We start from the raw sequence: 19,136 nt of genomic DNA, 5'->3' as shown, positions 1-19,136 counted from the left end.
ATTGAGTCAGTGTTACACGGAGCAATTATGTCACTCAGTCGGCGTCAGTTTATTCAGGCATCCGGAGTTGCGCTATGTGCAGGTGCGGTGCCGCTGAGGGCAAATGCCGCCGGGCAGCAACCGCCATTACCCGTTCCTCCTCTTTTAGAATCCCGTCGCGGCCAGCCGCTTTTTCTCACTTTGCAACGTGCGCACTGGTCATTTGCCACCGGCACGCGCGCCCAGGTGATGGGGATTAACGGGCGTTATCTCGGGCCAACCATTCGCGTGTGGAACGGGGATGACGTCAAACTGATTTACAGCAACCGACTGGCGGAAAACGTGGCGATGACCGTCAGCGGTCTGCAAGTGCCTGGCCCGTTGATTGGCGGTGCGGCGCGCATGATGACGGCCAATAATGACTGGGCACCGGTGCTGCCAATCCGGCAGAGCGCCGCAACGCTGTGGTACCACGCCAATACCCCAAACCGCACCGCACAGCAGGTCTATGGTGGCCTGGCGGGGATGTGGCTGGTAGAGGATGACATCAGTAAATCGCTGCCGATCCCTAATCACTACGGTGTGGATGATTTCCCGGTCATTATTCAGGACAAACGGCTGGATAACTTCGGTACGCCGGAATATAGCGAACCGGGCAGCGGCGGCTTTGTTGGCGACACACTGATGGTCAACGGCGCGCAAAGTCCGTATGTGGAAGTGTCTCGCGGTTGGGTGCGTTTGCGCCTGCTGAATGCCTCTAACTCCCGCCGTTATCAGTTACAAATGAGCGACGGCCGTGCACTGCATGTTATTGCGGGCGATCAGGGGCTTCTGCCGTCGCCGGTATCGGTTAAACAATTGTCACTGGCTCCGGGCGAACGCCGCGAAGTGCTGGTGGATATGACCAATGGTGATGAAGTTTCGATCACCTGCGGCGAAGCCGCGAGCATTATGGACCGGTTGCGTGGCCTCTTTGAACCCTCCAGCATTCTGATCTCAACGCTGGTGCTGACGTTGCGCCCAACCGGGTTGCTGCCGCTGGTCACCGATACACTGCCGATGCGTCTGTTGCCATCCGATATTATGACCGGCACGCCGACGCGTAGCCGCGATATTACCCTCGGCAGCGATCCAGGTATTAATGGTCAGTTGTGGGATACGCAGCGTATTGATATCACCACCCAGCAGGGGACCTGGGAGCGCTGGACCGTACGCGCCGAAATGCCGCAGTCGTTCCATATGGAAGGCGTCATGTTCCAGGTGCGCAATGTCAATGGCGCCATGCCATTCCCGGAAGACAGAGGCTGGAAAGATACCGTCTGGATCGATGGGCAGGTCGAATTGCTGGTGTGGTTCGGTCAACCGTCATGGCCGCATTTCCCGTTCCAGTACCAGAGCCAGACGCTGGAGATGAGCGACCGTGGTTCGGTGGGGCAGTTGCTGGTCAATCCGGCGCCATAAATACCCGATGCCTGATGGCGCGACGCGCCTCAGGCCTTGACAAAATCCCCCTTCATTTCATGCAGGCTTACGGCGTATAATCGCCGCCCTTTGATTATTTTTTTACCATTTCTGGAAGCAACATGAGCGCAATATCCCTGATCCAACCGGATCGTGACCTTTTCTCCTGGCCCCAATATTGGGCTGCCTGCTTCGGTCCGGCGCCGTTTTTGCCGATGTCGCGCGAAGAGATGGATCAACTTGGCTGGGATAGCTGCGACATTATTCTGGTGACGGGCGATGCTTACGTCGATCACCCAAGCTTCGGGATGGCCATTTGCGGGCGCATGCTGGAAGCGCAGGGCTTCCGCGTCGGGATCATTGCGCAGCCGGACTGGAACAGCAAAGACGATTTTATGCGTCTGGGGAAACCGAATCTGTTCTTCGGCGTTACCGCAGGCAATATGGATTCGATGATCAACCGTTACACCGCCGATCGTAAGCTGCGTCACGATGATGCCTACACCCCGGATAACGTCGCGGGTAAACGCCCGGATCGCGCCACGCTGGTTTACACCCAGCGTTGTAAAGAGGCGTGGAAAGATGTACCGGTGATCCTGGGCGGTATCGAAGCCAGTCTGCGTCGAACCGCGCATTATGATTACTGGTCTGATACGGTGCGCCGCTCGGTATTGATCGATGCGAAAGCCGATATGCTGATGTTTGGCAATGGCGAACGTCCACTGGTGGAAGTGGCTCATCGCCTGGCTGCTGGTGAGCCGATCGCCACCATCCGCGATGTGCGCAACACGGCAATTATTGTTAAAGAAGCGCTGCCGGGCTGGAGCGGTGTGGATTCCACCCGTATCGACACCCCGGGTAAAATCGATCCGATCCCGCATCCCTATGGTGAAGATCTACCCTGTGCAGACAACAAACCCGTGGAGCCGCAGGCGCAGGAGGCCAAACGTGTTACCGTACAGCCGCCGCGTCCGAAACCGTGGGAAAAGACATACGTGCTGTTGCCTTCTTTTGAGAAGGTGAAAAGCGACAAAGTCCTCTATGCGCATGCGTCACGTATTTTGCACCATGAAACGAACCCCGGCTGTGCCCGTGCGCTGTTGCAAAAGCATGGCGATCGTTATATCTGGATCAACCCGCCTGCCATTCCGCTCTCTACCGAAGAGATGGACAGTGTCTTTGCGCTGCCTTATCAGCGCGTGCCGCACCCGTCATACGGCAAGAGCCGGATCCCGGCTTATGAGATGATCCGTTTCTCCATCAATATCATGCGCGGCTGTTTTGGCGGCTGCTCCTTCTGTTCGATCACTGAGCATGAAGGGCGCATTATTCAAAGCCGTTCCGAAGATTCGATCATTAATGAGATCGAAGCCATCCGCGACACGGTACCGGGCTTTACCGGCGTGATTTCCGATTTGGGCGGCCCGACCGCTAACATGTATATGTTGCGTTGCAAATCGCCGCGAGCGGAGCAAACGTGCCGCCGTCTCTCTTGTGTCTACCCGGATATCTGTCCGCATATGGATACCAACCACCAGCCGACGATCAACCTCTATCGCCGTGCGCGCGATCTGAAAGGCATCAAGAAGATCCTGATCGCCTCTGGCGTGCGTTACGATCTGGCGGTGGAAGATCCGCGCTATGTGAAAGAGCTGGCGACACACCATGTGGGTGGCTATCTGAAGATTGCGCCAGAGCATACGGAAGAGGGGCCACTGTCGAAGATGATGAAGCCGGGCATGGGCAGCTATGACCGTTTCAAGCAGCTGTTTGATACCTATTCGAAAGAGGCGGGTAAAGAGCAGTATCTGATCCCGTACTTTATCTCCGCGCATCCTGGCACGCGTGACGAGGACATGGTTAACCTGGCGCTGTGGCTGAAGCGCCACCGTTTCCGCCTCGATCAGGTGCAAAACTTCTACCCGTCGCCGCTGGCTAACTCAACGACCATGTATTACACCGGCAAAAACCCACTGTCGAAGATTGGTTACAAGAGCGAAGACGTGGTGGTGCCCAAAGGGGATAAACAACGCCGCCTGCACAAAGCGCTGCTGCGTTACCATGATCCGGCAAACTGGCCGCTGCTGCGCCAGGCGCTGGAAGCGATGGGTAAGAAGCACCTGATTGGCTCGCGCCGCGAATGCCTGGTGCCTGCGCCAACGCTGGATGAAATGCGCGAAGCACGTCGCCAGAACCGCCAGGCACAGCCCGCTCTCACCCGGCACGCACCGATTGCGCACCAACGCAGTAACGGTAAAACTGCTGCACCGGTGAAGAAAAAAGCCACGCGGGTACGTTAAGAAAAAATGCCTGGTGACGACCAGGCATTTTTTTGTGGCGAATGGAGGTTTAGCCGCCGAACTGATCCGGGTCCGGCCCCAGGCGTTTCCCTTCATCCAGTTTGGCGATTTCTGCCAGTTCATCTTTATCGAGACGGAAGTCCCAGACATCAAAGTTCTCGGCAATACGCGACGGCGTGACAGATTTCGGGATCACCACCAGTCCATTATCAAGGTGCCAGCGGATCACCACCTGCGCCGGGGTTTTGCCATATTTATCCGCCAGTTCGCGAATGATTTTCTGATCGAATACGCCTTCGCCGCCCTGCGCCAGCGGGCTCCAGGACTCGGTCTGGATTTTGTGCGTGGCATTCCAGGCATGCAACTGACGTTGCTGCATCAGGGGGTGCAGCTCGATTTGGTTAATCGCCGGGGCAACACTGGTTTCGTCGATCAGCCGCTGCAAATGAGGGATCTGGAAATTGCACACGCCGATACTTTTTGCCAGTCCCCGTTGTTGCAACGCGATCATGCCTTTCCATGCTTCGACATAATGATCGATAGCTGGCACCGGCCAGTGCATCAGGTAGAGGTCAACGTAGTCGAGCTGCAGTTTTTCCAGGCTCTCCTTCAACGCCTCTGCCGGGCGTTGCTGATCGTCGTTCCACAGCTTAGTGGTAATGAAGAGTTCATCACGCGCCACGCCAGCACTGGCTAAGGCTTTGCCAACACCCTCTTCATTCTTGTAGGCCGCGGCCGTATCAATAGAACGGTAGCCAACGTCCAGAGCCTTATGAATAGCGCCAACCACTTCCTCGTTGCCCGCTTTCCACACGCCCAGACCCAGTTGTGGCATCAGGCTGCCATCGGAAAGCTTAATCACGGTGGGATGTGTCATGCATTTCTCCTTTTAATAGGCTTACCGGGACAGGCCCGGTAAGGTGATGTGCATTAAGTGTGGTCGAAAAAATCAAAAACGAAAGCTGTTGCCGGGCTGGTCTTAACGCGCCGCTTCGTAGATGCGACGGCTGACTTCCAGCGTAATATCCTGATGTTCGCCCAGCTGTGTCATGCCGTGCTCTTCCAGTTTAGCCAGCAGGGCAGGAATGGAACTCCCATCCAGACCGTAACCAGACAGACGTGTCGGCACACCCATACGCTCAAAAAAGTTACGCGTCGCGTCAATGGCTGCATCAATTCGCGCGTCCTCTGAACCTTCAGTGATGTTCCACACGCGTTCGGCGTACTGCAGCAGTTTGGCGCGTTTGGTGTCGCGTTTTTCATTCCACAATGCCGGCAACACCACGGCCAGTGTTTGTGCATGGTCAAGACCGTGCATCGCGGTCAGTTCATGGCCGAGCATATGTGTGGCCCAGTCCTGCGGTACGCCTGCACCAATCAGGCCATTCAGTGCCTGGGTGGCGGCCCACATCACGTTAGCCCGCACGTCGTAATTTTCCGGTTCTTGCAGCGCTTTCGGGCCTTCTTCTACCAGCGTCAGCAGAATACCTTCGGCGAAACGATCCTGAATTTTGCCATTGACCGGGTAAGTGACGTACTGCTCAACGGTATGGACGAAGGCATCGACCACGCCATTAGCCACCTGGCGCGGCGGCAGGGTGTAGGTATAGACCGGATCCAATACTGCAAAAACGGGCTGGACAAACGGGGAGTGAAACGCCTGTTTGTCACCGGTGGTTTTACGTGAAACGACAGCGCCCGCATTGGACTCGGAGCCGGTGGCCGGCAGCGTCAGTACGGAGCCCATCGGGATCGCGCTGTGGATTTCGCTACCGCGTGTTTGCAGAATATGCCATGGATCGATACCGTCGGCGTAGTGCGCCGCAGCGGCAATAAATTTGGTGCCGTCGAGGACGGAACCACCGCCAACCGCCAACAGGAAATTGATATTTTCATCGCGAACCAGAGTGACCGCTTTCATTAGCGTTTCATAGGTTGGGTTTGGTTCAATCCCGCTGAATTCACGCACGTCCAGACCTTCCAGCGCGCTGTAGACCTGATCCAGTACGCCATTTTTCTTTACGCTGCCGCCGCCGTAAGTGATCAATACACGTGCATTGGCCGGAATTTGTTCGCGCAGGTTGGCAATCGCGCCTTTACCAAACAGGATGCGGGTCGGGGTATGCAGATTAAAATTATTCATTGCTCGTTCCCTTCTTAATGGGTGAAAGACAGTAGGGCAGCAGAGTGCCTGATGGGAAGTATTGTGGGCGCGGGGGGAAGAACGCTCAATGCACATTCCTGCCGATGTATTGCCTGTTTCTCTTTATGGCTGGAGAAAAAGCGTAAAAATTTGCACACTGTAGCGGTCGAAATGCCTTGCCGGAGTGGCGAAAAATGAACCGTGAATTGATTTGTCAGCAGCTTACTGAAAAAATTAAACGACTGAAAGTAAATGAAAATAAGCTCAATATTCTGCTGCCGGATATTCGCCTGATGTACGGTACACAACCGGGAACACGCACACCGGTAATGTACCAGCCCGGCATCGTTTTTCTCTTCTCTGGTCACAAAATTGGTTATATCAATGAACGCATCTTCCGTTATGACACCAACGAATACTTGCTACTGACGGTACCGCTGCCGTTCGAATGTGAGACTTTCGCTTCGCCGGAGGTACCACTGGCAGGCATCCGTTTGAACGTCGATATCCTGCAATTGCAGGAGCTGTTGATGGATATTGGCGAGGATGAACACTTTCGCCCGGATGTCGCCGCGAGCGGGATTAACTCTGCAATTTTATCAGAAGAGATCCTGTGTGCTGCCGAACGCCTGTTGGATGTGATGGAACGCCCGCTGGACGCGCGAATCCTGGGTAAGCAGATTATCCGCGAGATGCTGTATCACGTGCTGACCGGGCCGCGCGGTGGGGCGTTGCTGGCGCTGGTCAGTCGTCAGACTCACTTCAGCCTGATTAGTCGGGTATTGAAGCGCATTGAAAGCCAGTACACCGAAAATCTCAGCGTCGACCAACTGGCGGCGGAAGCCAATATGAGCGTCTCTGCGTTTCACCATAACTTTAAGTCGGTCACCAGCACGTCGCCGTTGCAGTACCTGAAAACGTACCGTTTGCATAAAGCACGCATGTTGATGGTACATGATGGTATGAAAGCGGGAGCTGCAGCCATGCGCGTGGGGTATGAGAGCCCGTCGCAGTTCAGCCGCGAATTTAAACGCTACTTTGGCCTAACGCCGGGAGAAGATGTGGCAAGAATAAGGATGATTCAGGGAAGCTAATTGGTTGTCCCTCTCCGTCAAGAAGAGGGACACATGCATCAGGCGCTGCAATACTTTTTCTTCAGAACAACCGCTACTGTGCCAACCAGCCCGGCAACCAGCAGGAACAGGGGCAGGATCATCAGAAAGGTCATGACCTGGTCTTCATGCCGTTTGACAAAGGGGATCATGCTAATGGCATAGCCCAGCGAGGTGACTACGCCGACCCACAGCAGCGCGCTCAGCCAGTTGAAGAACTGGAAGCGGCGGTTCGACAGACCAGAAATGCCCGCCATGGTTGGCAACAGCGTACGCACAAACGCCAGAAAACGCCCTGCCAGCAGCGCCAGCAAACCGTGACGGTCAAACATGCAGGTAGCGCGCTCATGATATTTGACCGGCAACTGCGATAGCCAGCTTTTCACTACCCGCGTATTGCCCAGCCATCTGCCCTGCAGATAGCTCAGCCAGCAGCCAAGGCTGGCCGCAGAGGTGAGGATAACCAGCGTCGAGACAAAATCCATGCAGCCGCGCGCGATTAACGCCCCGGCCAGCAGCAGTAAACTGTCACCCGGTAAAAATGACGCAGGAAGTAAGCCATTTTCGAGAAAAAGCGTGGCAAACATCACTAAATAAACGACACCCACAACGTGTGGATTAGCCAGCGCAGCAAAGTCGTGATGCCAGAGCGCAGCAATAATATCTTGAATAACAGCCATGGACTTTCCTGTGGTACCGCGTAGAGGAGGCTATTGTACTCCAACTCGCCAAAAACACCTTGATCCGGGGCGCAAGAAACAGAGAATTTTCTGATGCTTCGCCCCGGTCACCTGGTTTACACGATACGCTGGAAGCCCGCAGCTAAATCTTCAATTAAATCGTCAACGTTTTCTAAACCAATGTGCACCCTGACCAGCGTGCCATCAAAATCAACGCCGCCATCCGGGCGGATTGCCGCCAGTTGCTCCGGCTGGTTAGCCAGGATCAGCGACTCATAACCGCCCCAGGAATAGGCCATGCTGAAGAGGGAAAAATGGTCGAGATAGGCTGAAAGCTCGTCATGACTTAAGCGCTTATTCAATACAAACGAAAACAGGCCGCTACTACCGGTAAAGTCGCGTTTCCAGAATTCATGGCCTTTACTGCCGGGAAGGGCGGGGTGATTCACGCGCGCCACTTGCGGATGCGCGGCCAGCCATTCGGCTATTTTCAGGCTGCTTTCATGATGCTGGCGCAGGCGAACACCTAGCGTGCGTAAACCTCGGCTGGTCATATAGGCGGTGTCGGCATCGACCATCTGCCCCATCAAATAGGCATTTTCACGCAATTGTTCCCAACAGCGCGCATTGGCAACCGCTGTCCCGATCATGCCGTCAGAGTGGCCAATCAGGTACTTGGTCGCAGCCTGGATGGAAATATCGATATCAAACTCCAGCGCTTTAAACAGGATGCCTGCCGCCCAGGTGTTATCGATCATAATGATGGCCTCCGGCGCGACGCTTCTCACTGCCTGCACAATCGCCGGGACGTCGTGCACTTCCATAGTGATTGAGCCGGGTGATTCCAGGAACACCACTTTGGTATTCGGCTGGATCAGACGCACAATGCTCGACCCGATCAAGGGATCAAACCAACTGGTGGTAACGCCGAGTTTAGCGAGGATTTTGGTACTGAAATCCTGGCTCGGTTCGTAGGCGGTGTTGGTCATCAACACATGATCGCCTTGTTCGACAAACGCCAGAATGGTGTTCGCGACCGCCGCCGCCCCGCAGGGGAACAGCGCGCATCCGGCGCCGCCTTCCAGCTCGCACATCGCTTCCTGTAAAGAGAAGTGAGTCAGCGTGCCGCGGCGGCCATAAAACAGTTCGCCATTGGCGCGGTTACGCGTGGCGTGCTTTTTGGCTTCGACCGTATCGAACACCAAAGAGGAGGCACGCTGGATAACGCTATTCACCGATCCCTGCGTGTATTTTTTGCTGCGCCCTGCGTTAACCAGAGCGGTATCAAGATGCTTTGCCGTCATTATTGCTCAACCTGTTTTTATACGTCTGGATGTCCAGACTACCATGATTGCATGCCGATGCACCTGTGTTTGCAGTGTGGGGGCGAATTTTTTCTGATAAGTATTCATTAGGGCGGTTTACTGAGTAAGCGCAAAGAAAACACTTTTCAATTCAGGCACTATGCAAATACTAATGAGAACTACTATCAATTCGACGTCGTTTTGATATGATGGCGCACAGATTTTTGTGATTTGCGTCGCGGAGAAACACAGTGGGTAATAATTTGATGCAGACGGATCTTTCCGTGTGGGGTATGTATCAGCATGCCGACATCGTGGTGAAGATTGTGATGATCGGCCTGATTCTGGCGTCCGTGGTGACGTGGGCACTTTTCTTCAGCAAAAGCGTTGAGATGATTTCGCATAAGCGTCGCCTCAAGCGCGAACAGCAACAGCTGGCTGAAGCTCGCTCTCTGGATCAGGCAAGCGAAATCGCGACGGCTTTCCACGCGAAAAGCCTGAGTACACTGTTGATTAACGAAGCCCAGAATGAGCTGGAGTTGTCTGCGGGCAGTGAAGATAACGAAGGGATCAAAGAGCGTACCGGTTTCCGTCTCGAACGCCGTGTCGCCGCCACTGGCCGCTATATGGGGCGTGGTAACGGTTATCTGGCCACTATCGGCGCAATTTCTCCATTTATTGGTCTGTTCGGTACCGTGTGGGGCATCATGAACAGCTTTATCGGTATTGCGCAGACGCAAACGACTAACCTCGCTGTTGTCGCGCCGGGGATTGCCGAAGCCCTGCTGGCAACCGCTATTGGCCTGGTTGCTGCCATCCCGGCAGTGGTCATTTATAACCTCTTTGCTCGCATGATCGGCAGTTATAAAGCCACTCTTGGCGATGTTGCCGCGCAGGTTCTGCTGCTGCAAAGCCGCGATCTTGATCTGGCCGCCAGCAATGCGCAGCCGGTTCGTACCGCCCAGAAATTACGTGTAGGTTAATGCGTTATGGCAATGCGTCTTAATGAAAACCTGGACGATAACGGCGAAATGCATGAAATCAACGTAACGCCGTTTATCGACGTTATGTTAGTGCTGCTGATTATCTTTATGGTGGCCGCGCCGCTTGCCACGGTTGATGTCAAAGTGAACCTGCCGGCATCTTCCAGCCAGCCGCAGCCGCGTCCGGAAAAACCGGTTTACCTCTCCGTCAAAGCGGATAACAGCATGTTTATTGGTAATGATCCGGTGACGGATGAAACCATGATCACCGCGTTAAACACGCTGACGGAAGGGAAGAAAGACACCACCATCTTCTTCCGCGCGGACAAAACCGTGGACTACGAAACAATGATGAAGGTGATGGATACTCTGCATCAGGCGGGTTATCTGAAAATTGGTCTGGTAGGCGAAGAAGTCGCGAAAGCGAAGTAACCTGCTTCGGGCAATCTGAAAAGCTGGCGTAAGCCAGCTTTTTTTATGCCTGCCATCCTGTGGCTGGACTGTAATGACAGTCATCGTAGGAAGGAATTTATATAAGCTGGGATGGCTGAAACAGAGGTGTTGAGAATTTACTTATTATCTGGCGTTTTCCTGGCGATCGCTTCGTCCAGCGCGACGGTCGAAACGCTGGAGGTTCGGTACTCACCATCGCTCAGCTTACGGCTCAGACGCAGCGTGGCAGCCTCACGCCCGACAATGTACTGGTAGTTGGCTTCAAGGCGCGCCATGATTTTGTCCCGCAGTTCGGGCTTCTGCTCAATGATGGCATCGATGACTGCGCCATAAATCTCTTCTTTAACCTGTAGCGGGTAGATCTCCCGGCGGTTTTGCCACTTCAGGCGTACCAGCGCGGCAGGGATTGAAACCAGCTCCTGGGCAATACGATCGATAGTGGTATTCTTATCCCGGACCAGTGCTTCTATATTTTGCTTTAAGATAAATTCATCGCTATTTCTGTCATCTAAAGTCAAATAGACATTATTATTATCGACATCTTTCACGTTATTCATCCCCAAGTTTATAAAACATAGGCGTATCTTTTTCGCGGGTAATCAGGTTAAGCCAAATCTCATTGCCGGCTTCATTAATTTCTTGCGTTTTCGCGTTAATTATTTGACTTAATGTCTGGGCATCAATCTCGCCTTCAGCTTGTAAGTCATTAAGCATACGGGCAAATGTCTCGATTTTTACCACGCGAAATAGCCGGTCTTTTATATGACGATCGCGTTCTTCGAGTAACATATTTCTGGACTGCCCGGTAGAGCTGACATTCGCCAATATTTGGCTGGCATGTTCAGAGAGCGTTCTTTTTCCCTGAGCTAAATTAGCCTCTTTTTCTTCTTCCCCTGGCTTGGTTTCAACGGCGGAAATGTGAAATCGTGCCGGGACAAGATTCTCGGGAAGCATTTCTAATATCCTTTTAATATCAACAAGGAAGGGTTAAGGCAGGCGTGAGGTTCGTTGACAATATCATGGCGCAATTTTAAAATCAAAAAAAATGGAGCCAGCTCATGAACAGTATTTTTTATTCTGTCATTTTATTATTACTGCTAACGGGCGGGGTACTTTTATTGATGCGCGAGTACAATAAAGTCCCTCCCCGAAGTGAAATTGACAATCCGCCCTCACTGATTCCCCCTTTGACAAAAGAAGAAGGTGAGGATCATTTTTCGGTGTTAATGAATGCCATTACCCCAGTTTGGTACTGGCGCGTAAACCATGAATATATTGATTTTCTTCATGCCACTATAAAGCGTATGAACATGGCGGAATTAAATAACACTCCCGGTTTATTTGAGGCGCAGCGTCGCTGTAGCGATCTCAATTCTGCTGTATACAAGTACTACGACAATATTAAGAAACGTTGCCTGAATGGCGAGAAAGTTTCGCATGCCGATCTGGACGTGCTCAATCTGCGCCAGTGTTTCCGCGAGTTCAGTATGGAAGCCTATCCGGCGCTGGTGGTGTTGGTATGGCCAGAAAATCAGCGCCCGTGGGTAAATCCGGAAGATGTTTAACGCCGTCTCTCCGCCATGCCTGTCTGTTGCCCGTTTGGCAGGACAAGAGGCCGGCGCGTATCCTTATTTTTGATACAGTATGGCGCAAGGTTTGCGCGGCAGGCAGCGTTGATCCTGCGTTGTGTTGATGTTGCCAAAGTGTAGTTGGACTGGGATATACTGACCGCCGGTTTAGCTATCTGACAGGATTTTATGGAACGATTTCTGGAAAACGCAATGTACGCTTCGCGCTGGTTGCTCGCCCCGGTTTACTTTGGCCTCTCCCTTGCCCTGCTTGCACTGACGGTAAAATTCTTCCAGGAGATTTTTCACGTCCTGCCCAATATATTTAACCTGGCGGAAGCCGATCTGATCCTGACGCTGCTTTCGCTGGTGGATATGACGCTGGTTGGCGGGCTGCTGGTGATGGTGATGTTTTCCGGTTATGAGAATTTTGTGTCGCAACTGGATATTGCCGAGCACAAAGAGAAGTTGAGCTGGCTGGGCAAAATGGACGCAACCTCGCTGAAAAACAAGGTGGCTGCCTCTATCGTTGCGATCTCGTCGATTCATCTGCTACGGGTGTTTATGGATGCGAAAAACGTCCCGGACAACAAACTGATGTGGTATGTGATAATCCACCTGACGTTTGTACTTTCCGCCTTTGTGATGGGGTACCTGGACCGGTTAACCCGCAAGAAACACTAAAATGCAGGCCGGATTGCCCGGCCTGCCTGCCATTATTTATTCGAGGATGCCTGCCACAAGTTCAGCTCGCCATCCGCCACGTGTTTATCAATTTCCGCCAGTTCGTCTGCGCTAAATGTCAGGTTATTGAGTGCCTGCACGTTCTCTTCAATTTGCTCCGCGCGGCTGGCACCAATCAGCACCGACGTGACCCGCGCGTCTTTCAGCAACCAGCTCAGCGCCATTTGCGCCATCGACTGCCCGCGTCGTTGCGCCATCTCATTCAGCAATCGCAGGCTCTTCAGATTGTTTTCGGTTAGCATTTTCTCTGTCAGGCCGCGAACTTTATGGCCTTCACGCTGCATACGCGATCCTTCAGGAATACCGTTCAGGTATTTACCGGTTAGCAGGCCCTGCGCCAGTGGCGTAAAAGCAATGCAGCCCATGCCATTATCTTCCAGCGCGTCCAGCAAACCGGTTTTATCTACCCAGCGGTTAAGTAAATTGTAGGAGGGCTGGTGGATCAATAACGGGATCTTCCACTCTCGCAGCAGCGCTGCCATTTGTCGCGTGCGTTCGGTGGAATAGGAGGAGATGCCAACATACAGCGCCTTTCCGCTCTGGACCGCCTGCGCAAGTGCGGCGGCAGTTTCTTCCATTGGCGTATTTTCATCTACCCGGTGTGAATAGAAAATATCCACATACTCCAGGCCCATGCGTTGCAGGCTTTGATCGAGGCTGGCGAGCAGGTATTTACGCGAACCGCCAGAGCCATACGGCCCGGGCCACATGTCATACCCGGCTTTGGTTGAGATGATCAGCTCGTCACGGTAGGGGGCGAAGTCTTCACGCAACAAGCGGCCGAAATTCTCTTCTGCGCTGCCGGGGGGCGGCCCATAGTTATTGGCTAAATCGAAGTGGGTAATGCCCAGATCGAATGCTTTACGTAAGAGCGCCCGTTGGGAGTCCAGCGCGTGTCCATGACCAAAACTGTGCCACAACCCCAGAGAAAGCGCGGGTAGCTGCAAACCACTTTTACCGCAATAGCGATAGTGCATTTGCTCGTAGCGATGCGGACTGGCGAAACCAGACATGATGTCTCCTTTCTTGTACAGGGTAAATGAAACAACGTTCCCATTTTATCGCCGGATTTCTGTACAGCAAGGTAATGGTAAGATGCGGATATTTTTTGCGCAGAAAACATGCCGCTATGCTTACCTTAGAAGGGTAAAAACGTCCTGGAGAATGCTAATGACCCGTTTAACTGCTAAAGACTTCCCTCAGGAGTTGCTCGACTATTACGACTATTACGCGCATGGCAAAATCAATAAACGCGAATTCTTACAGATGGCAGGCAAGTATGCGGTAGGTGGCGTGACCGCACTGGCGCTCTTTAACTTGCTCAAACCAAACTATGCACTTGCGACCCAGGTTGAATTCACCGATCCGGACATTCACCCGGAATATATTACGTACCCCTCCCCGAATGGGCATGGCGCGGTGCGGGGTTATCTGGTAAAGCCAACAAAGGTGACGGGCAACGTGCCAGCGGTGGTGGTGGTGCATGAGAATCGCGGTCTTAATCCTTACATTGAAGATGTTGCACGCCGCGTTGCCAAAGCGGGGTACATTGCGTTGGCACCGGATGGACTCAGCTCGGTGGGCGGGTATCCCGGCAATGATGATGAAGGGCGTGCGCTGCAACAGAAAGTGGATCCCACCAGGTTGATGAATGATTTCTTTGCCGCTATTGAGTTTATGAAAACGCACCCGGCCGCCACCGGGAAAGTGGGTATTACCGGGTTTTGCTATGGCGGCGGGGTCGCAAACGCGGCTGCGGTGGCCTATCCGGAGCTGAATTGCGCCGTGCCATTCTACGGGCGCCAGCCGCCGGCTGCAGAGGTGGAGAAAATCAGTGCGCCGCTGCTACTGCACTATGCCGCGCTGGATAAAAACATCAATCAAGGGTGGCCCGCTTATGAGCAGGCGTTAAAAAATGGCCACAAAATTTATGAAGCTTACCTCTATCCTGGCGTCAATCACGGCTTTCACAATGATTCGACGCCACGTTACGATCAGGCTGCCGCTGAGCTGGCCTGGCAACGTACGCTCGGTTGGTTTGAAAAGTACCTGCATTAAGCGCGCTTATGGGCAAGGATGCCGCGGAAAAGGTGCAGCGGAATATATCGCGCTGACAGCATTATTGATGGATCCGAGCGCCGCCAGATGATGGTGGCGCTCTTTATGCTGCCAGTAGCGAAAAAAATCAGCAAATAACGGTATTCTCGCTTTTTTATTGTTGCCAGCGCTGCGCTTGATAGCGGTTTTAATTTACTTTAGGCATGGCCATTCTTCTGAGAAAATTCCTGGAAAAATGGCTGAAAAACCGTCGCAGACTAAATGAGTGTGCTCTACTCATAATATTTATGAATGTATACAAATATAGGCAAAGCCTCCGGCCTCGTTTGCAACATAGCTGAATGACCCGGATCTGCTGACTGATCTGACCTCCCCGGCAGGCTGCATGGCATCTGTTGTGCAGTTTGTTAAAACGGATGAACAACGCACCAGGCTGCATAATATTTAATCTATTTTAACAAGCGTTAATGATGATTTAATCCCCACTTAATAGAACTGTGGGCCGGTATTTTAGCGCTTATATCAAGCTTTTTTAATATTTCCGCTACGGTGCTTGAGATAGGTTAGTGCAATATTTATGGGGTGGGTTTTTTCTCGGATAATAGATTGCGATGATGCAGGCTTATAATTTTATTGCGCCGTGTTTGCTGGGTGTTTGTGATAACCTCATTGTTACCTTTGATTATATTTAAAAAAATTAGTTAATTAATGTTTAATTAAATTTTTCTTAAAAATTGAGGGGTTACAGATGCTTTTAGCGTGTGGCTAACTTTTCTGTTCACCGGGTGTGGGGGAGAGAAACTTAGCAGAATAACGTTTTGCCCGGATGGCAAGGCGGACGGTTTCAAAGATATGAAGTGCAACTTCGACGATAATTTTTTTTACCAGGACCATACATATTTTCTAAAACTTGCCGATAAAGACGATAAGTATCGCCCGCAGGCGATAACGCACCTTCACCGCAAGGATAATATTATGGGTATGCTTCGTAACTTTACTATACGAGCCGTGATGCTGGTGATCCTCGGGATCTTTGGCTTGCTGTGGTCTGGCGTCGGTTTGTATAGCGTGTTTTCTTTGTCAAAAGTGGCCGACGGCAATGAAGTTGATCGCCAGTTAGTGTCACAGATGACGCTTCTTAGCCAGGGCAATGATCAATACTTTCGGTTTGTTACTCGTCTTAGTCGCGTAATGGAAGCCAAAGCTGCGGGCGGCTCACCAGATATGGCCCCCGTCCAACAAGCGCTGGATAACATGACGCGCCGGCTTGCTGACTTCAAAGCGATCTCGCCGGGGCCGATGGATCCGGCTGTCTCTGAGCAAGTGATTTCTGGCTGGCAGGCGTTGCTGGACCAGGGAATAAACCCGCAAATGCAGTTGGCCCAGCAGGGTACCCCTGATGCGTACCGCCAACAGGCGAATAATGTCACCCCAGGCTTGAGCCGCAATTTTGGCAACGCGACCGAAGCCTTTAATAAGGCGGCGGGTGTGATGCTTGATGAAACCCGTGTCATGGTCGACAGCCAGACCAGCAGCACCCGCGCAGTACTGATTGCTGCCATGGTACTGGGCTTGCTGATCCTGCTGTTTACCGACCGTTATCTGGTTACCATGCTGGTGAAGCCGCTAAACCGTATTCGCGCGCACTTCCGCCAGATGGCGCAGGGCGATCTGAGCCAGCCGATGGAGGACTTCGGCCGCAACTGTGTGGGCCAGGTTGTTCCGTTGCTGATGGCCATGCAGGACAGCCTGCGTGAAGCCGTAAGCAGTATTCGCCACGGCAGTGAGAACATCTGGCGCGGTGCGACAGAAATCTCCTCCGGTAACAATGATCTCTCTTCCCGTACTGAAGAGCAGGCGGCAGCGCTTGAGCAGACTGCAGCCAGTATGGAAGAACTGACCGCAACAGTGAAACTGAATGCTGATAACGCCAGCCATGCGAGTGAACTGGCGGAAGTCGCCTCGGTTACCGCCAGCAAAGGCGGCACGCTGGTCAAAGAAGTGATCAGCACGATGGATGGCATCTCCGGTAGCTCGAGGAAAATTGCGGAAATCACCAACGTCATTAACAGCATTGCATTCCAGACCAACATCCTTGCGCTGAACGCCGCTGTTGAAGCGGCGCGTGCGGGCGAACAAGGCCGCGGCTTCGCTGTTGTTGCCGGTGAAGTCCGTAATCTTGCCAGCCGAAGTGCGGGCGCAGCGAAAGAGATTGAGACGCTGATCGCTGATTCGGTCAGCCGGGTTGAAAAAGGCGCACAATTGGTCAGTGACACCGGCACCACGATGGAAGGCATTCTGCGTGCGGTGACGGAAGTGACCACCATTATGAAAGAGATCGCCGCCGCCTCTGCTGAGCAGAGCAAAGGTATTTCGCAGGTGGGCGTCGCTATCACGCAGATGGATAATGTTACACAGCAGAACGCCTCGCTGGTCGAGCAAGTCTCTGCTGCTGCTGCTGCGCTGGAGCGTCAGACAGAGGAGTTGCAGCGTTCCGTGCAGCAGTTCCGTCTGTCCAGCGATGAACAGCACACACCGGCTGCCACGGCGCTGGTCAAACCGGATCTGTCGCGCGGTACCGGCGGTACTGGCAAAAAATCTGCGGCTTCGCAGGATGAATGGGTGGCGTTTTAATCCGTACTATCACCCCTTAGAAAGATCGTTATATAATTTTTTATATAACGATTGGGGGGATAAGAATGGACAACCATTTTGGTAAAGGGTTGATGGCCGGGCTGAATGCCGCACAGGCGGATAGCGCCAGTAATGTGGCGCATTTCTGCCCGGACTATAAGCGGGGCTTTGTTCTTGGGTTTTCACATCGCATGTTTGAAAAAACCGGCGATCGTCAACTCAGCGCGTGGGAAGCAGGCATTCTAACGCGCCGCTACGGACTGGATAAGGACATGGTGATGGACTTCTTTCGCGAGAGCCACTCCAGCACCGTGATCCGCTTTTTTATGGCGGGTTACCGCCTCGAAATCTAAAAATAAGCTTTGCTCAATGTGTAGTTCTCTTTAGTGAAGGTCACTTTTGTCGAGAGTGGCTTTCATTTTTTTTTATCGTTTTGTGCCCGCAAAGACCCTTCTTCTTCTAAGTCTACTGTGCTCTCCGTCTACTTTTTGCATAATACCCTTGTTTTTTATGTGATTAATTGTCGGGGCGATCGCAGCATTCTTCAGCCAAACGCGTGGAGAATAATTGCGGTTCCGACTAAAGGATAACAAGGCAATGGCAGGAGAGAATCAGCACTTTGCATCACCGGGTGTCAGTCGTCGTGATTTTGTGAAGTTATGCGCGGCGCTTGCAGCCACGATGGGATTAAGCAGTAAAGCGGCAGCGGCCATGGCAGAAGCCGTTAGCCATCCTCAGAGACCACCGGTGGTGTGGATTGGTGCGCAGGAATGCACCGGGTGTACGGAGTCGCTGCTGCGTTCCACCCACCCGACTGTTGAAAACCTTGTGCTGGAAACCATTTCGCTGGAGTACCACGAAGTGCTTTCTGCCGCATTCGGGCATCAGGCAGAAGAGAATAAACATCGCGCGCTGGAGCAGTACAAAGGCCAGTATGTGCTGGTGGTGGATGGCTCGATCCCCATGAAAGATGGCGGTATCTACTGCATGGTGGCGGGTGAGCCGATTGTCGACCATATTCGCAGGGCGGCAGAAAACGCAGCGGCGATTATTGCCATTGGCTCCTGCTCCGCCTGGGGGGGGGTTGCGGCGGCGGGGATCAACCCGACGGGGGCCGTAAGCCTCCAGGCCGTCTTGCCGGGTAAAACCGTGATTAACATTCCCGGTTGCCCACCGAACCCGCAGAATTTCCTCGCCACCGTGGCGCATCTCATCACCTTTGGTAAACCCCCGGCGCTGGATGCCAAAAACCGGCCTGCCTTCGCTTACGGGCGGCTTATTCACGAACATTGTGAACGTCGTCCGCACTTCGATGCAGGCCGCTTTGCAAAAGCCTTTGGCGACCAGGGGCACCGCGAAGGCTGGTGTTTATATCATCTGGGCTGTAAAGGCCCGGAGACCTGGGGTAACTGCTCAACTTTGCAATTTTGCGATGTTGGCGGCGTCTGGCCTGTTGCCATTGGCCACCCCTGTTATGGCTGTAATGAAGAAGGCATTGGTTTTCATAAAGGCATTCATCAACTGGCACATGTCGATAACCCCACGCCCCGCGCTGAAAAGCCGGATGTGGATCTCAAAGAGGGCGGCAAGGTGTCGGCAACGGCCGTCGGGTTGCTGGGCGGCGTGGTTGGCCTGGTCGCGGGCGTAGGCGTGATGACGGTGCGCGAGCTGGGACGTCAGCAGAAGAAAAATGACGCTGACTCACAGGGAGACTGAC

At 53.1% G+C, this 19,136-nt stretch carries 18 protein-coding genes; 11 read left to right on the top strand and 7 right to left on the bottom strand.

Going from position 1 to position 19,136, the window contains the following annotated elements:
• Positions 1 to 27 precede the first annotated feature (27 nt).
• Together ftsP and RTX30_RS14355 are read left to right on the top strand one after the other, a co-directional pair.
• Positions 28 to 1,440, top strand: a complete 1,413-nt coding sequence (ftsP, locus tag RTX30_RS14360; RefSeq protein WP_312690834.1) for a cell division protein FtsP — start codon at positions 28 to 30, stop codon at positions 1,438 to 1,440.
• A 122-nt stretch (positions 1,441 to 1,562) separates the two neighbouring features.
• Complete coding sequence (locus RTX30_RS14355) at positions 1,563 to 3,740, top strand: YgiQ family radical SAM protein (protein WP_312690833.1); 2,178 nt, start codon at positions 1,563 to 1,565, stop codon at positions 3,738 to 3,740.
• Between the two features lie 49 nt (positions 3,741 to 3,789).
• On the opposite strand, the gene dkgA is transcribed toward RTX30_RS14355, so the two are convergent.
• Both dkgA and yqhD read right to left on the bottom strand, forming a co-directional pair.
• Positions 3,790 to 4,617 (bottom strand): 2,5-didehydrogluconate reductase DkgA, encoded by an 828-nt coding sequence (dkgA, locus tag RTX30_RS14350; RefSeq protein ID WP_312690832.1) that lies wholly within the window; start codon positions 4,615 to 4,617, stop codon positions 3,790 to 3,792.
• A 102-nt stretch (positions 4,618 to 4,719) separates the two neighbouring features.
• Positions 4,720 to 5,883 carry an alcohol dehydrogenase gene (gene yqhD, locus RTX30_RS14345; RefSeq protein ID WP_312690831.1) on the bottom strand — a complete coding sequence of 388 codons (1,164 nt, stop codon included), beginning with the start codon at positions 5,881 to 5,883 and terminating at the stop codon, positions 4,720 to 4,722.
• 194 nt (positions 5,884 to 6,077) lie between these two features.
• Here yqhD and RTX30_RS14340 point away from each other — a divergent pair, with 194 nt between their 5' ends.
• Entirely contained in the window at positions 6,078 to 6,977 is a 900-nt protein-coding gene (locus RTX30_RS14340) for an AraC family transcriptional regulator (RefSeq protein ID WP_312690830.1), read from the top strand.
• A gap of 38 nt (positions 6,978 to 7,015) precedes the next feature.
• On the opposite strand, the gene RTX30_RS14335 is transcribed toward RTX30_RS14340, so the two are convergent.
• Complete coding sequence (locus RTX30_RS14335; protein WP_312690829.1) at positions 7,016 to 7,675, bottom strand: DedA family protein; 660 nt, start codon at positions 7,673 to 7,675, stop codon at positions 7,016 to 7,018.
• 116 nt (positions 7,676 to 7,791) lie between these two features.
• A complete protein-coding gene (metC, locus tag RTX30_RS14330) occupies positions 7,792 to 8,979 on the bottom strand; it encodes a cystathionine beta-lyase (RefSeq protein ID WP_312690828.1) in 1,188 nt (395 codons plus the stop codon).
• A 251-nt stretch (positions 8,980 to 9,230) separates the two neighbouring features.
• Here metC and exbB point away from each other — a divergent pair, with 251 nt between their 5' ends.
• Positions 9,231 to 9,962, top strand: a complete 732-nt coding sequence (gene exbB / locus RTX30_RS14325; RefSeq protein ID WP_312690827.1) for a tol-pal system-associated acyl-CoA thioesterase — start codon at positions 9,231 to 9,233, stop codon at positions 9,960 to 9,962.
• Positions 9,963 to 9,968: 6 nt separating this feature from the next.
• Complete coding sequence (exbD, locus tag RTX30_RS14320) at positions 9,969 to 10,394, top strand: TonB system transport protein ExbD (RefSeq protein WP_312690826.1); 426 nt, start codon at positions 9,969 to 9,971, stop codon at positions 10,392 to 10,394.
• A 137-nt stretch (positions 10,395 to 10,531) separates the two neighbouring features.
• Here exbD and RTX30_RS14315 read toward each other — a convergent pair whose 3' ends face one another.
• Both RTX30_RS14315 and RTX30_RS14310 read right to left on the bottom strand, forming a co-directional pair.
• Positions 10,532 to 10,972 (bottom strand): cytoplasmic protein, encoded by a 441-nt coding sequence (locus RTX30_RS14315; protein WP_312690825.1) that lies wholly within the window; start codon positions 10,970 to 10,972, stop codon positions 10,532 to 10,534.
• Positions 10,965 to 11,369: a hypothetical protein gene (locus RTX30_RS14310; protein ID WP_312690824.1), complete on the bottom strand. Its 405-nt coding sequence runs from the start codon at positions 11,367 to 11,369 to the stop codon at positions 10,965 to 10,967. The genes RTX30_RS14315 and RTX30_RS14310 overlap by 8 nt, the downstream gene beginning before the upstream one ends.
• A gap of 104 nt (positions 11,370 to 11,473) precedes the next feature.
• On the opposite strand from RTX30_RS14310, the gene RTX30_RS14305 reads away from it, so the two are divergent.
• Both RTX30_RS14305 and RTX30_RS14300 read left to right on the top strand, forming a co-directional pair.
• Entirely contained in the window at positions 11,474 to 11,980 is a 507-nt protein-coding gene (locus RTX30_RS14305; RefSeq protein ID WP_312690823.1) for an ESA_00282 family adhesion-associated protein, read from the top strand.
• A gap of 192 nt (positions 11,981 to 12,172) precedes the next feature.
• Positions 12,173 to 12,667, top strand: coding sequence for a TIGR00645 family protein (locus RTX30_RS14300; protein ID WP_312690822.1), 495 nt, complete (start codon positions 12,173 to 12,175; stop codon positions 12,665 to 12,667).
• Between the two features lie 32 nt (positions 12,668 to 12,699).
• Here the strand turns inward: RTX30_RS14300 and RTX30_RS14295 are convergent, their stop codons facing one another.
• Positions 12,700 to 13,740, bottom strand: coding sequence for an aldo/keto reductase (locus RTX30_RS14295; protein ID WP_312690821.1), 1,041 nt, complete (start codon positions 13,738 to 13,740; stop codon positions 12,700 to 12,702).
• Positions 13,741 to 13,897: 157 nt separating this feature from the next.
• Here RTX30_RS14295 and yghX point away from each other — a divergent pair, with 157 nt between their 5' ends.
• The 4 genes from yghX to hybO all read left to right on the top strand — a co-directional run bounded on the left by yghX (position 13,898) and on the right by hybO (position 19,135).
• Positions 13,898 to 14,785, top strand: coding sequence for a YghX family hydrolase (gene yghX, locus RTX30_RS14290; protein ID WP_312690820.1), 888 nt, complete (start codon positions 13,898 to 13,900; stop codon positions 14,783 to 14,785).
• A gap of 975 nt (positions 14,786 to 15,760) precedes the next feature.
• Complete coding sequence (locus RTX30_RS14285; RefSeq protein WP_312690819.1) at positions 15,761 to 17,419, top strand: methyl-accepting chemotaxis protein; 1,659 nt, start codon at positions 15,761 to 15,763, stop codon at positions 17,417 to 17,419.
• 65 nt (positions 17,420 to 17,484) lie between these two features.
• Complete coding sequence (locus RTX30_RS14280) at positions 17,485 to 17,772, top strand: DUF2623 family protein (RefSeq protein WP_025263833.1); 288 nt, start codon at positions 17,485 to 17,487, stop codon at positions 17,770 to 17,772.
• 244 nt (positions 17,773 to 18,016) lie between these two features.
• Positions 18,017 to 19,135, top strand: coding sequence for a hydrogenase 2 small subunit (hybO, locus tag RTX30_RS14275; protein ID WP_312690818.1), 1,119 nt, complete (start codon positions 18,017 to 18,019; stop codon positions 19,133 to 19,135).
• The last annotated feature ends 1 nt before the right edge of the window (position 19,136 follow it).

It is taken from the genome of Kosakonia sp., from assembly GCF_032052965.1.
GTDB lineage: Bacteria > Pseudomonadota > Gammaproteobacteria > Enterobacterales > Enterobacteriaceae > Kosakonia.
This window is presented reverse-complemented; position numbering and strand designations above follow the sequence as displayed.

Coding starts and splice junctions, on each gene's coding strand:
- ftsP (WP_312690834.1), top strand. CDS start 28: ATGTCACTCAGTCGGCGTCAGTTTATTCAGGCATCCGGAGTTGCGCTA.
- RTX30_RS14355 (WP_312690833.1), top strand. CDS start 1,563: ATGAGCGCAATATCCCTGATCCAACCGGATCGTGACCTTTTCTCCTGG.
- dkgA (WP_312690832.1), bottom strand. CDS start 4,617: ATGACACATCCCACCGTGATTAAGCTTTCCGATGGCAGCCTGATGCCA.
- yqhD (WP_312690831.1), bottom strand. CDS start 5,883: ATGAATAATTTTAATCTGCATACCCCGACCCGCATCCTGTTTGGTAAA.
- RTX30_RS14340 (WP_312690830.1), top strand. CDS start 6,078: ATGAACCGTGAATTGATTTGTCAGCAGCTTACTGAAAAAATTAAACGA.
- RTX30_RS14335 (WP_312690829.1), bottom strand. CDS start 7,675: ATGGCTGTTATTCAAGATATTATTGCTGCGCTCTGGCATCACGACTTT.
- metC (WP_312690828.1), bottom strand. CDS start 8,979: ATGACGGCAAAGCATCTTGATACCGCTCTGGTTAACGCAGGGCGCAGC.
- exbD (WP_312690826.1), top strand. CDS start 9,969: ATGGCAATGCGTCTTAATGAAAACCTGGACGATAACGGCGAAATGCAT.
- RTX30_RS14315 (WP_312690825.1), bottom strand. CDS start 10,972: ATGAATAACGTGAAAGATGTCGATAATAATAATGTCTATTTGACTTTA.
- RTX30_RS14310 (WP_312690824.1), bottom strand. CDS start 11,369: ATGCTTCCCGAGAATCTTGTCCCGGCACGATTTCACATTTCCGCCGTT.
- RTX30_RS14305 (WP_312690823.1), top strand. CDS start 11,474: ATGAACAGTATTTTTTATTCTGTCATTTTATTATTACTGCTAACGGGC.
- RTX30_RS14300 (WP_312690822.1), top strand. CDS start 12,173: ATGGAACGATTTCTGGAAAACGCAATGTACGCTTCGCGCTGGTTGCTC.
- RTX30_RS14295 (WP_312690821.1), bottom strand. CDS start 13,740: ATGTCTGGTTTCGCCAGTCCGCATCGCTACGAGCAAATGCACTATCGC.
- yghX (WP_312690820.1), top strand. CDS start 13,898: ATGACCCGTTTAACTGCTAAAGACTTCCCTCAGGAGTTGCTCGACTAT.
- RTX30_RS14285 (WP_312690819.1), top strand. CDS start 15,761: ATGGGTATGCTTCGTAACTTTACTATACGAGCCGTGATGCTGGTGATC.
- RTX30_RS14280 (WP_025263833.1), top strand. CDS start 17,485: ATGGACAACCATTTTGGTAAAGGGTTGATGGCCGGGCTGAATGCCGCA.
- hybO (WP_312690818.1), top strand. CDS start 18,017: ATGGCAGGAGAGAATCAGCACTTTGCATCACCGGGTGTCAGTCGTCGT.